Source organism: Campylobacter concisus (assembly GCF_002913945.1).
Taxonomy (GTDB): domain Bacteria; phylum Campylobacterota; class Campylobacteria; order Campylobacterales; family Campylobacteraceae; genus Campylobacter_A; species Campylobacter_A concisus_P.
In genome coordinates this window covers 20,424-32,247 of the sequence record NZ_POZK01000017.1, presented here as the reverse complement: position 1 = coordinate 32,247, position 11,824 = coordinate 20,424, and the positions used below count along the sequence as shown (strand labels likewise).

At 35.9% G+C, this 11,824-nt stretch carries 14 protein-coding genes; 6 read left to right on the top strand and 8 right to left on the bottom strand.

Annotated features, from left to right (window positions below; translation table 11 throughout):
• Positions 1-31: 31 nt before the first annotated feature.
• The 3 genes from CYP64_RS10250 to CYP64_RS03350 all read left to right on the top strand — a co-directional run bounded on the left by CYP64_RS10250 (position 32) and on the right by CYP64_RS03350 (position 1,842).
• Positions 32-208, top strand: coding sequence for a hypothetical protein (locus CYP64_RS10250; protein WP_258032925.1), 177 nt, complete (start codon positions 32-34; stop codon positions 206-208).
• A 433-nt stretch (positions 209-641) separates the two neighbouring features.
• A complete protein-coding gene (locus tag CYP64_RS03355) occupies positions 642-1,481 on the top strand; it encodes a biotin synthase (protein ID WP_103648675.1) in 840 nt (279 codons plus the stop codon).
• On the top strand, positions 1,456-1,842 hold the full coding sequence (locus CYP64_RS03350; RefSeq protein ID WP_258032924.1) for a fluoride efflux transporter FluC: 387 nt from the start codon (positions 1,456-1,458) through the stop codon (positions 1,840-1,842). Before CYP64_RS03355 ends, CYP64_RS03350 begins: the two co-directional genes overlap by 26 nt.
• A gap of 406 nt (positions 1,843-2,248) precedes the next feature.
• Here CYP64_RS03350 and CYP64_RS03345 read toward each other — a convergent pair whose 3' ends face one another.
• Positions 2,249-2,731 carry a hypothetical protein gene (locus CYP64_RS03345; RefSeq protein ID WP_103648781.1) on the bottom strand — a complete coding sequence of 161 codons (483 nt, stop codon included), beginning with the start codon at positions 2,729-2,731 and terminating at the stop codon, positions 2,249-2,251.
• Positions 2,732-2,848: 117 nt separating this feature from the next.
• Between CYP64_RS03345 and CYP64_RS03340 the strand changes: the two genes are divergently transcribed.
• The 3 genes from CYP64_RS03340 to CYP64_RS03330 are packed head-to-tail and all read left to right on the top strand — an operon-like array spanning position 2,849 to position 6,095.
• Positions 2,849-4,012: a cation:proton antiporter gene (locus CYP64_RS03340; protein WP_103588295.1), complete on the top strand. Its 1,164-nt coding sequence runs from the start codon at positions 2,849-2,851 to the stop codon at positions 4,010-4,012.
• 2 nt (positions 4,013-4,014) lie between these two features.
• On the top strand, positions 4,015-5,292 hold the full coding sequence (locus tag CYP64_RS03335; RefSeq protein ID WP_084109619.1) for a citrate synthase: 1,278 nt from the start codon (positions 4,015-4,017) through the stop codon (positions 5,290-5,292).
• The gene (locus tag CYP64_RS03330) at positions 5,289-6,095 is read left to right on the top strand and encodes a 3'(2'),5'-bisphosphate nucleotidase CysQ family protein (protein ID WP_103648674.1); all 807 of its coding nucleotides are present in this window, start codon (positions 5,289-5,291) and stop codon (positions 6,093-6,095) included. Before CYP64_RS03335 ends, CYP64_RS03330 begins: the two co-directional genes overlap by 4 nt.
• 9 nt (positions 6,096-6,104) lie before the next feature.
• Here the strand turns inward: CYP64_RS03330 and CYP64_RS03325 are convergent, their stop codons facing one another.
• The 7 genes from CYP64_RS03325 to CYP64_RS03295 are packed head-to-tail and all read right to left on the bottom strand — an operon-like array spanning position 6,105 to position 11,674.
• A complete protein-coding gene (locus CYP64_RS03325; RefSeq protein WP_103648673.1) occupies positions 6,105-7,661 on the bottom strand; it encodes a class I SAM-dependent methyltransferase in 1,557 nt (518 codons plus the stop codon).
• An 8-nt stretch (positions 7,662-7,669) separates the two neighbouring features.
• Positions 7,670-8,167 (bottom strand): redoxin family protein, encoded by a 498-nt coding sequence (locus CYP64_RS03320; RefSeq protein ID WP_103648672.1) that lies wholly within the window; start codon positions 8,165-8,167, stop codon positions 7,670-7,672.
• Positions 8,168-8,215: 48 nt separating this feature from the next.
• Positions 8,216-8,893 (bottom strand): molybdate ABC transporter permease subunit, encoded by a 678-nt coding sequence (gene modB, locus CYP64_RS03315; RefSeq protein ID WP_103648671.1) that lies wholly within the window; start codon positions 8,891-8,893, stop codon positions 8,216-8,218.
• Positions 8,890-9,747 carry a sulfate/molybdate ABC transporter ATP-binding protein gene (locus tag CYP64_RS03310; protein ID WP_103648670.1) on the bottom strand — a complete coding sequence of 286 codons (858 nt, stop codon included), beginning with the start codon at positions 9,745-9,747 and terminating at the stop codon, positions 8,890-8,892. Before CYP64_RS03310 ends, modB begins: the two co-directional genes overlap by 4 nt.
• On the bottom strand, positions 9,744-10,139 hold the full coding sequence (locus CYP64_RS03305; RefSeq protein WP_103648669.1) for a TOBE domain-containing protein: 396 nt from the start codon (positions 10,137-10,139) through the stop codon (positions 9,744-9,746). The genes CYP64_RS03310 and CYP64_RS03305 overlap by 4 nt, the downstream gene beginning before the upstream one ends.
• A complete protein-coding gene (modA, locus tag CYP64_RS03300) occupies positions 10,136-10,891 on the bottom strand; it encodes a molybdate ABC transporter substrate-binding protein (RefSeq protein WP_103648668.1) in 756 nt (251 codons plus the stop codon). Before modA ends, CYP64_RS03305 begins: the two co-directional genes overlap by 4 nt.
• A complete protein-coding gene (locus CYP64_RS03295; RefSeq protein ID WP_103648667.1) occupies positions 10,892-11,674 on the bottom strand; it encodes a TOBE domain-containing protein in 783 nt (260 codons plus the stop codon).
• Positions 11,675-11,824 lie beyond the last annotated feature (150 nt).

Below are 11,824 nucleotides of genomic sequence, written 5' to 3'. Positions count from 1 at the left end.
TAAATTTGGCTTTTATAAATTTGGAATTTAAATGCTTGACACCACCGCTAAGCTTAGCAGCATAAAGGGCAAAACCTCGTCATCAACTACACTTAGTCAGATGGTAGCTTCACATCGCAGTACGCACTTTTTTGGCGAACTTAGCGCTTTGCCAAATTTAAAAACTGGTCTTTTAAAAGAGAGAGCGGAAATTTATAAGAGAAAGTAATGTCATAAAAATTTAAGCTTTTCGCATAGTTTTTAATAAGTTTATATTGTGGAGCAAATTTTAAAATTCCATTCACTTGCAAGAATTGACTACTAAAATTTAGCTTCGCTTATAGCTTAGCTTAAATTTTAGAGCCGAAATTACTCGCTCATGAAATTTTAAAATTTATAGATATACGAACTCATACGGTGCAAAGCGTTATTGCATGCACTTCTAACGTGCAAAGGGTTTAGAGGATTTAAATGAGGATAAAGGGACGGATCTTTGCTTCGCTAGCTCGCAGCTACAAGTAAACCATAACTCAAGCCCCTTGTCCCCCTTTGAATAAAAATAAATTTATACATTTCATCAAACTATTTTTGCAATTTTATAAACCATCCTACTTAAATTTTAAACCTATCAAAGCTATAATACGCCCCAAAAAGGATAAAAAATGAAAACAATTATGCTCTGTGCGATATGCTCAGTCACTCAAGGAAACTGCGCCGAGGACTGCGCTTATTGCACACAAAGTGCCAAAGCTGGTGCCGATATCTCAAAATTTAAAGAAAAAAGCGTGCAGCAGGTGGTGGACGAGGCCAAAATGGCTTATAAAAACCACGCTCTTGGCTTTTGTTTGGTCACAAGCGGTGCTAGGCTTAATGACAAAAAGACCGACTATGTCGCATCTTTAGCAAGAGCCGTGAGCAAAGAAGTGCCAAATTTGATGCTCATCGCATGTAACGGCATGGCGACTTATGAGCAGCTTAGCGAGCTTAAAAAAGCTGGCGTTTTTAGCTACAACCACAACCTTGAAACAAGCCGAGAATTTTTCCCAAAAATTTGTAAAACGCACACTTGGGACGAGAGATACCAGACAAATTTAGATGCAAAAAGGGCTGGGCTCATGCTTTGCACTGGTGGAATTTACGGCGTTGGCGAGAGTGAGGCTGACAGGGTGAGCTTTAGAGCTAGTTTAAAAGAGCTTGAGCCATTTTCATCGCCGATAAATTTTTTCATAAAAAATGAATCTCTAAGTCTTGATCTGCCCCCTCTTAGTGTGGATGAAGCTCTAAAGATCGTACGTGACACCAAAAGCGCTCTTCCAGAAACTAGAGTCATGATAGCTGGTGGCAGAGAGAAAATTTTAGGCGATAGACAGTACGAGATCTTTGAAAATGGCGCAGATGCGATCGTTATCGGTGACTATTTGACAGCAAAAGGCGAGATGGCAAGCAAAGACATAGAAGAGCTTAAAAGGCGTGGATTTGACTTTGCTAGCATTTGCCACTAGGTATTTAATGTTTACAAATTTTTTCCTTGCAGGACTTGGAGGTTTCATTGGAGCTGGTTTTAGGTCTTTGGCTGGCGAGCTCCTAAAATTTAGCCATTTCCCACTAACCACACTTGGCGTAAATGTGCTTGGTAGTTTTATTATCGGCGTTTTATTTTGCTTAAATTTAAACCAAAGCGCGCGGGTATTTCTCGTTGTTGGTATACTTGGTGGATTTACCACATTTTCTAGCTTTAGTCTTGATAGCGTGAAATTTTTACTAGAAGGCGAGCTGGTAAAAGGCTTTTTAAATATCTTTTTAAACCTTAGCCTTTGCCTGCTTGCAAGCTATCTTGGCATTTTGCTTGGCAAAAATTTGTGAGTTTTTTAAGGTGTGTAGTAAAATAGCTTTGTTTGTGCCATTTTACAAATTTTAAAACTTTACTCGCTTACCATAGCAGACTGCTAAATTTGGGCTTTGCTTCGTTTAGCACTAAATTTAGAGCCATGATATGCTTGCTCATAAATTTTAAATTTGATAGGGTTTTAACCGCATTCAGTGCTCCAGCACTATTGCGTGCATTTTGAGCGTGTTAAGGGATTGGGGGATATAAAGTGGGACAAGTGGGCGACTTACGCAATTCAAGCCCCTTTGTTCCCCTTTAAGTAAAAATTTCATCAATCTATGTGCAAATTTTAAATTTCATTCACTCACAAGAATTGGCTATTAAAATTTGATGAAATTTGACAAAACCGCATGCAGTGCAAAACATGCCACATCCACCTTTCTACCTAGCTTCTACCTTTGGCATCTGAAGCATAAAATTTCTAGCTTCACTTAAAAGTACAGGCTTAAGCCCATCTACCAGAGTTTTTGGATCATAAATTCTCTCATATGAAAGTATTAAAACTCCATCTTTTTTAAGTAAAAAGTGGATTATTTCTATATTTTTACTGCTAGTTTCATCTTTTATGAGAGCTAAAATTTGATCATTCTCTTCACTATAAAGCACCTCTTTAGCCTCTTTTATCTTTCTTTTTAGCTCAACAAGCATACTTTCACTTTTTATATTTTTGTCAAATTTCACTCTAAAGCCTACAAAATGCTCATCAAAATTTTCATTTTTTAAAAAGTAAAAGCTCTCATCTTTGGCTGTATTTTTCTTATAAAAAATGCTTCCATCAAATTTAAAACTTTGAACTAAACTTAGCTCATCTGCAAAGCTAAAAATTCCAAAAAACATCAAGACAAAAAATAGAAATTTACGCATAAATTTGCACTCCAAATTTTTAAAAATTTGTCGCCATTTTGCCCAAAAATCGCTTAGCTTAATCAAAAAATAACAAAGCTTTTTATACAATCAAATATTTTTATTTTAAGGATCTTTTTGCAGTTACATCAAGCTAGCGAGCTTAGTATTCTTGTCGTTTTGGCATTTATCGTCTTTGCTTCGCCTTATATTTCTAAAATTTTACGCATTCCTGTCGCTCCTGCTGAGATAATACTTGGAGCACTAGCTAGCTACATCGGGCTTGTCGGCGAGAATGAGATGTTTAAGCTAATTAGCGAAGTTGGCTTTTTCTTTTTGATGTTTCTAGCCGGCATGGAGATCGATCTTAGAATGCTTATAAACATTGACCGCAAAATTTTGCGCCTAGGACTTATCTATCTTGCGCTCATTTACTCGCTAGCAACTGCACTTACGTTTAGTTTTGATCTTAGTTTGCTCTATATTATCATTATCCCGATAATGGCCGTTGGCATGATATTTACGCTATTTAAAGAATATGGCAGAGATGTGAAATGGCTAAATTTAAGCATGCTTATTGCAACTATTGGTGAGCTTATAAGCATTACACTTTTGACATTTATAGCAGCCTATTTGCAGTTTGGAGCTAGCATAAATTTATGGCTAACGATTGGCTATTTGATCTTATTTTTAGCCATCAGCGTACTTAGCTTTAAAATTTTAGATGTGCTTTTTTGGTGGTATCCTGGGCTTAAAGTGATCCTTATGCCACACTACGACAAGGACGAAAAAGATATTAGGCTAAGCATTGCTGTATTTTTTTCAATGATTGCACTTATGCTTTATTTAAATTTAGAGGTCGCCTTTGGCGCGTTTATCGCAGGTATGTTTATAGCGACATTTTTTGATCATAAAAAAGACTTACCGCACAAGCTTTCAAGCTTTGGATTTGGTTTTTTGGTACCGATATTTTTTATACACATAGGCTCAACCTTTAAGCTCTCAAGCCTAAGCTCAAATGAAGTGATAAAAGATGCTATTTTTATATTTTGTGCGATGCTTACCACAAGGCTTTTTTCAAGTGTGTTATTTGTAGGGAAATTAGGATTTAAGGGGATATTTTTGTTTTCTCTCTCACAATCCATGCCACTAACACTTCTAGTAGCAGTTGCTACTATCGCACACAGATCAGGTGAGATAAGTGACTATTCTTACTCATCTTTTATCCTAGCAAGCCTAGCTCAAGCTATAATAGGGACAATAATTATAAAATTTCTAATGCAATCAAGAAGTAAGGAGTAAAAATGTCATCAAATACAGCTACGCTAACTGATAACAGGACCGGCAAGAGTTATGAGTTTCCTATACTAAAAGGCACTATGGGACCTGACGTGATAGACATCTCGACATTTTTTAGTGATACTGGAATGTTTACTTTTGATAGAGGCTATACTTCAACTGCGATGTGTCGCTCAGCGATAACTTATATAGACGGCTTAAAAGGCGAGCTAATGTATAGAGGTTACGATATCGCGTATTTGGCCGAAAATAAGACATTTTTAGACGTGGCATATTTACTTTTAAACAAAGAGCTTCCAACAAATGATCAGTATATAAATTTTAAAACCGAGCTTAAAAAAAGAAGCTTCATACATGAGGGCATGATGAAGCTATTTGACGCATTTCCAGATAAAGCTCACCCTATGGCGATCTTGCAGGCAGCGGTCTCGGCCCTAAGTGCATTTTACTCAGATCATCTAAATATGGATAAACCTGAAGAGTATCACGAAATGGCCATGCGTATAATCGCTAAAATTCCAACAATAGCTGCATTTAGCTACCGCTACTCACGCGGCCTTCCTATCATCTATCCAAATTTAGATCGTGGCTTTACTGAGAATTTTCTTTATATGATGAGGGGCTATCCATACGAGCACGTAGATCTTAAGCCAATCGAGATAAAAGCACTTGACACGGTCTTTATGCTGCACGCAGATCACGAGCAAAACGCTTCAACAACGACTGTTAGAACCGTTGGCTCAACGCATGCTCACCCATACGCATGTATAAGTGCAGGTATCGGAGCGCTTTGGGGTTGGGCTCATGGCGGTGCAAACGAGGGTGTCATCCGCCAGCTAGAAGAGATCGGCTCGGTTGCAAACGTCGATAGATACATCGCTAGAGCAAAGGATAAAAACGATCCATTTAGGCTAATGGGTTTTGGTCACAGGGTCTATAAAAATTTTGACCCTCGCGCAAAAGTGCTCAAAAAAATGAGAGATCAGCTTATGGATGAGATAGGTATTAACTCAGAGCTTATTAAAATCGCAAACCGCATCGAAGAGATCGCACTAAATGATGACTATTTTGTGAGTAGAAATTTATATCCAAACGTTGATTTTCACTCAGGGCTCATCCTAAAGGCGCTTGGCATACCAAACAATATGTTTGCCGTCATCTTTGTCATCGGCAGGACTCCAGGCTGGATTAGCCAGTGGATCGAGCTAAAAGAGCAAGATACGATAAAGATCGTCCGCCCAAGACAGCTTTATGTTGGAGAGACAAACAGAACACCAAAATGAGCGAGCTTCTAAATTTAGCTAAAAGAGCAGCCATTAATGCTGGAGCGCAAATAATGAAATTTTACTCTGCAGATAATACGGCTCTTAAAGTCTGCCTAAAAGATGACAGCTCACCACTAACTAGCGCTGATCTAGTCGCAAATGAAACAATACTAAAAGAGCTAAGTAAAAGCGGGATAAAAATTTGCTCTGAAGAGAGTATCTTGCAAGAAAGCGACAAAGATGAGTTTTGGCTCGTAGATCCACTTGATGGCACGAAAGAATTTCTAGCTAGAAACGGCGAATTTTGCGTTTGCATAGCGCTTATAAAAGAGGTTAAGCCGGTGCTTGGCGTGATATTTATCCCAGTTAGTAAAGAGCTTTTTTATGCTGATGAAAATGGCGCTTTTAAAGAAATTTTAGATGATAATGATGAAATCATAAAGAGAGTTGATCTAAACAAAAAAGATAAAAATTTAGACAATCTAATCTTTTCAAGTAGAAGAGGCGATGCCAAAGAGATAGAATTTATAGGACAGAGCTTAAATTTTGAGCAAAGGTGCATCGGTTCAGCCATAAAATTTTGCCGTTTGGTTGAATTTGGCGGAGCTTATTTGAGATTTGCGCCAAGCTATCTTTGGGACAATGCAGCAGGGGAAGCGCTCGTAAATTTTTGTGGCGGAAAAGTATTTGACGCTAATAGTAGCAAAGAGATGAGCTACGAGCTTGCTGATTTAAAAAGTCCATTTTTCATAGCTCTCTCAAAAAACACACTAAATCTAAAAGATAAAATCACACAACTATATAAGCAAAGTAAAATTTAAAACTGTTAATTAAATTTCTTCTAATAGATAAAACGTACTAGCCATTTTTGCTGTACCTAGCACATAGTTCATTATATTTGCAGCAACCTTATCTTTTTTAAGTACTTTCCCATCTATATCCAATATATTCTCGTTGCTTTCTTTGATAAATTTCAAAGCCTTTGCGGCTACTTCTTCTAAACTATTTTTGCCATCAAGTAGCAAAAGTATGTAATAATCGACGGTATTAAATTTCCCTAAAACGCTAAATTTATTAGCAAAAGCAACATCAGCGTTATTTTTATGATTTAAAAAATACTTTACATAGTTTGTTAAATTTACGCTAAGTCTTGAGTATCCGGGCTTATACTCGATATTTTTTTGCTCATCTTTTAAGATCATTGCATCAGATGAGTTTGTTAAAATTCTTACAAAGGCGCTATAAACCATGAGTTTATCTTCTGGTAAAATTTCTAAAATCTGAGAAAGGTTTATACTGCCTGGATACATCTTATAAAAGACCTCACAAAGCCATGATATGTCTTGTGGCATAACAGAGCAACTGTCTTGCCACTCATCGCCTTTCTTTGTAAAATTTGCTACAACGTGAATTTTATTGATATCGCTTGGGCCTATTTGCTTATTGGCTATGCCCTCGTAAGTTTTGTTGTGGACTATTAGGCTTTGTCTGAAGACTTTATTGCTAACTATGTCCATAAACTGTTCCAAATCGATCCTATCTTTAAATTTATTGTTTTTGTATTCATCTACCGTGGCTATGCCAATGTTTGGAACAAAGATATCATCAAGTGTATATTCGCAAAGATAAGCAAGCTCATTTTTGGCAAGCATGGCATTAAAATCCTTGAAATAAAATGGATTATTTACATCTTCTAAAAATTCATGAGCAATATAAAAGTCATCTTTTGAAAGCACATGTTCTATTGTAAATAGAAGCATAGTAAGCGGTATTTTATTTTCATAAACTTCTTTATTTCTTGTTAGCAAATACTCTTTATAAACTAAAAGCGCCTCTCTAGCCGCTTTTAGCTTCTCTTGCATTGTTTCTTTGTCTTTTGCAGCAAGCAGCATTATATCTCTTACGATGTCTTTTACTTTCCAACCAGGATAAACATTATAAGAGATAAATGCTACGCCATTTGCACTTAAATTCTCTCTTACAACTTTTAATATAGCTTCTTTTACAAAGTCAGGTACCCAGCTAAAAACGCCATGAGCGATAATGTAGTCAAATTTCTCATCGCTCTTAAACTCACAAATATCGCCGTGTATAAGCTCTAAATTTGTAAGCCCCATCTCTTTAACGATCTCTTGCCCACGCCTTATCTGCTCTCCACTGAGGTCTATACCAACTACTTTTGCATTTTTGTTATTTACTGCAAATGGGATCAAATTTCCACCAAAGCTACATCCTATTTCTAAAACTCTTGCATTTTCGCATGGCGGTGGAGTTATGCCAAGAAGTGTAGCACAAGCTTCAAGCCTATAAGGCGATGATTGTGCAAAAGCTATTGATTTATAAGTTAGCTCGTTATAAGACTTTTCGATTTTGCTATTTTGACTCATTTTAACTCCTAGTAGTCTTTTTCTTTGATTTTTTCTAGTATATTTTTAGCATCATTTTCTGGATCATCCACTATATATGCGCGCCTTATCTTGCCATCTTTTATGATAAGTGTTTGTCTAAAATAAAATTTATGTCCATTTGACGCAGAAAAAACTGGAAGCTCAAGCGCCCTTTCAAGCATAAACTCACTATCATTTAAAAACATAACTCCAGCTGAAGTTTCTTCTTGAAATTTCTTTTGAGCTGCGATATCTTGGGAGCCAATAGCTATGACCATAAAACCAAGATCGTTAAAATCTTTTAAAAATTTCTTGTAGTTTATCGCTTGTTTGGTGCAGCCCTTCATGCCTGCAGTATTTTGCAGTTGCTCACTTAAAAGACTAAAGTCATCGCCTATCTTTGGGTAGATAAAAATAACGCAGTCGTGTGTCCTTGCAAAGGCAGAAAAATCAAATTCCTTACCGTCTAGGGTATTTAAATATATACTTGTAGGCACGTTTATCATATTTCATCCTTTAAAATTTTTTACTATTATATCTCTATAAGCTTTGTCTTAAGCTTTTTTAGAATTTAAAAGATAAACTATAAAAAGGACAAAAAAGCTAATTATTAACATCAAAAGTGCATAGACATGAGCCTTGGTATAATCAAGCATTTCAACCGCTTCAAATATCGCAATACTTGCGACCTTGCTCTCTCCAGCTACGCTACCACCTATCATCAAAACAACACCAAACTCACCCATGGTGTGAGCAAAGCTAACGACAGTAGCTGTTAATAAATTTGATCTAATGCTTGGCAAAATTACTCTAAAAATAGTCGTGAGTTTGTTTTTGCCAAGGCTATAACTCGCTTCAAAAAGGCTCTTTTTTAGGCTGTTTAGTCCAGCATAAATCGGACCAAACATAAATGGCAATGAATAGATACAACTTGCCACAACAAGACCTGTGAAATTAAAAACTAATCTAACCCCAAAAATTTCTTCGATAAATTTACCAAAGGTGGAATAAGGTGAAAGAAAAATGAGCAGATAAAAGCCAAGAACACTTGGCGGCAATACCAACGGTAGTGAGATTATCGACTCTAAAAACGACTTGCCAAAAAATTTCTTTTGAGACATAAAATAGGCAAGTGCGATGCAGACAAAAAATAAAATAAAAGTTGTTATAAAAGATAATTTTAGTGATAGCCAAAACGGTTCGTAATCGATATTTTTTAACTCGTCTATCATGCTTTTTCCAAATTTACGCTAAATGCTTTTGTGCTAACTACCACCATATCGCCAGCTTTTAGATTCATTGCTTCGTTGTTGCTTAGCACAACTTCACAAATTTGGCGGTTTATCAGTACGTTTGCTACGAAGATCGCATCACATTTTTTTATCTCTAAAATTTTAGCATTGAAGGCGATTTTTTGAGATCCAGCAGTCTTTAAAAATATCTCACTAGCTGTGCCAGATCTTGAAATTTTGCCATTTTCAAGAACGAAGACTTTATTACAAAGCTTATAAATTTCTGCGATATCATGGCTTACTAAGACAATACTCATCTTAAATTCGTCGTGAAGTGTTAGCAGATAATCTTGTAATTTTTCACGCATAGCATTATCAAGTGCACTTAGTGGCTCATCAAGTAGTAAAATTTCAGGCCTTCTCATAACTGCACGAGCAAGTGCTACGCGTTGTTTTTGGCCACCAGAAAGGGTGCTAATCTTTGCATTTTTGAGACTTGTTAGACCGCAGATATCAAGAAGTTTATTTGCTAGGCTTACGTCATCTTTTGCAAAGAGTAAATTTTTAAAGACATTCATATTTTCAAACAATGCATAATCTTGAAATAAAAAGCCGATATTTCGCTTTTGCAGAGCCAAATTTATCTTATCGTCAAAGAAAATTTTATCCCCAACCTTTATAAAACCACTTTGTGGCGTTTCAAAACCGGCAATCAACCTTAAAATAGTGGTCTTTCCGCCGCCACTTGCCCCGTAAAGTGCGACAAAATCACCACTTTCAAAACTAAGGTCGGCCTCAAGTAAAAATTTTCCGCCACCGCCATTTAGCTCTTTTTTACAAGAAATTTCTATCATTTTTGTGTACTTATGTGAATGCTTGTAGATTTTATATAGGCAAAGACTTCATCGTTTTTACCTACGTTCATGGTTTTTAATGCGTGATTTGAGATAATAGCTTCGAAGTAAATTTCACCACACTTTAAGCTAATAACACTTAAAATTTCACCAAAATTTATAGCTTCAATCACGCACTTTAGCTCGTTTTCAAGCGAGTTATTACTTAGTTTGTCTTTTGCCAAGATAACATCGGAGCTTTTAAAACCTAAGTCGATCTCATCATCTAAGGCAAATTTGCTAGCCTCATTCAAGACTAGCATAAATAAATTTGCCTCTAAATTTAGACCCTTTAGCTCAAATAAGCTAACGTCATCTTTAGTTAAAATTCCAACGATCTTTGCTCTTATCATTTAGCTGGAACGTTGTAACCAAATTTCTTGAAAATTTCTCTTGATTTATCACCTAAGATAAACTCATAAAATGCTTTTGCATCATCATTTTTTTCAGCATGTTTTAGAAGAACGATACCTTGATCGATCGGAGTGTATAGCTCTTGTGGAACAAGGATGTAGTTGACGCCCTCTTTGTATTTTGACATTTTCTCATCAAAAAGTGCGCTAGCAGCGATAAAACCTACATCAGAAGCACTTAATGCTTGAGATAGAGTTTCAGAAATTTTTTGAGCATAAACGATATTTTTTTCTACTTCGTCATAAAGCTTTGCGTTTTTAAGAGCCTCTATACTAGCTTTGCCGTATGGTGCAGTTTGTGGATTTGCGATAGAGATCGCTTTTAAGCCACGAACAACCTCAATACCTTTTTTGAAATCAACATTTCTAATAGAAAAAATAGCAACAGCGCCTTGTGCATAAACTTTTGGCTCAGTGCTTGCAAAGCCTGTATCATAGGCTTTTTGTGCAAAGCCCATATCAGCAGCCATGAATATATCAGCTGGAGCTGAGTTTTGGATCTGTGTAACAAGACCGCCACTTGCACCAAGGGTTAAGTTGATCTTAGCATCTGGGTGAAGCTTGTTAAACTCTTTTATAAGCTCAGGAAATGCATATGTCGTATTTGCAGCAGCATATACATTTACTTCAGCGCCAAATGCGTTTATGGCAAGCAAAGCTGCCACACATAAAAATTTAAAAACTTTTCTCATTTAAACTCCTATAATGATTTGAGATGATTTTACTATTGCTAAAAGTGTATCGCCAACACCTATTTTCATCTGGATAGCACTATCTTTTGTGATGATGGCAGTTAAAGTCTGCTCATCGCTTAGTTTTAAAGTGATTTCGGCATTTACAGCACCTATCTTTGCTTCGATCACTTCGCCTTTTAATTGATTTTTTGTGCTTATTTTTATATCTAGATCCTTAGCCAAAATGACAGCTGGAGCTTTAAAAATATAAATAACTTTTTGTCCAACTTTTAGTCCTAAATTTTTCTCACTCTCGACTGTAATGTTTGACTCAAGCGTACAGCCATTACTTAGTTTTGCAACTATTTGAGAATTTACCGCACCGCGGTTTATGCTAATAATCTCACATGAGAGCTGATTTCTAGCACTTAAGTTCATATTCATTCTTTGAAGATTTATAATATCTACATCCTCAAAATCTACTTTTTGACAAATTTTTTGTAAAAAATCCTTTTGGGTCTCAAGAATGGCATCATAAATTTTTATCAGTTTATTGGCATACTCGCTTAGCTCAGAGCCACTATTTTTTTTATTTCCATCAGCTCTAATAATAAGCGGCTTGCTACTTTTGTTATTTATCGTATCAAGACAGTCCCAAGCATTTTTATATGATATACCAACCAATTCCGCTGCTTTTGTGATACTTTTTGTCTCTTTTATGGCCTTTAATAATGTAATATGTTTAGCTAAAACCTGTGTATCTTCGCCTAAAAATAGTTCTAAATTTATATCTGCTTTCAAAATTTTTACCTTTACTATATTGGAGAATAATTTGTGAAGTATATCTAATTATATTAATCCTTAAGCTTAAAGATTTAAGCCAATTTATAAATTTCTCTTAATTTCTTGTAAAGTTTTTAAAAGATAAAATCGAGCTACATTTTATAAATA

Coding starts and splice junctions, on each gene's coding strand:
- modB (WP_103648671.1), bottom strand. CDS start 8,893: ATGATAGACGAGTTAAAAAATATCGATTACGAACCGTTTTGGCTATCA.
- CYP64_RS03335 (WP_084109619.1), top strand. CDS start 4,015: ATGTCATCAAATACAGCTACGCTAACTGATAACAGGACCGGCAAGAGT.
- modA (WP_103648668.1), bottom strand. CDS start 10,891: ATGAGAAAAGTTTTTAAATTTTTATGTGTGGCAGCTTTGCTTGCCATA.
- CYP64_RS03320 (WP_103648672.1), bottom strand. CDS start 8,167: ATGATAAACGTGCCTACAAGTATATATTTAAATACCCTAGACGGTAAG.
- CYP64_RS03310 (WP_103648670.1), bottom strand. CDS start 9,747: ATGATAGAAATTTCTTGTAAAAAAGAGCTAAATGGCGGTGGCGGAAAA.
- CYP64_RS10250 (WP_258032925.1), top strand. CDS start 32: ATGCTTGACACCACCGCTAAGCTTAGCAGCATAAAGGGCAAAACCTCG.
- CYP64_RS03355 (WP_103648675.1), top strand. CDS start 642: ATGAAAACAATTATGCTCTGTGCGATATGCTCAGTCACTCAAGGAAAC.
- CYP64_RS03325 (WP_103648673.1), bottom strand. CDS start 7,661: ATGAGTCAAAATAGCAAAATCGAAAAGTCTTATAACGAGCTAACTTAT.
- CYP64_RS03330 (WP_103648674.1), top strand. CDS start 5,289: ATGAGCGAGCTTCTAAATTTAGCTAAAAGAGCAGCCATTAATGCTGGA.
- CYP64_RS03305 (WP_103648669.1), bottom strand. CDS start 10,139: ATGATAAGAGCAAAGATCGTTGGAATTTTAACTAAAGATGACGTTAGC.
- CYP64_RS03345 (WP_103648781.1), bottom strand. CDS start 2,731: ATGCGTAAATTTCTATTTTTTGTCTTGATGTTTTTTGGAATTTTTAGC.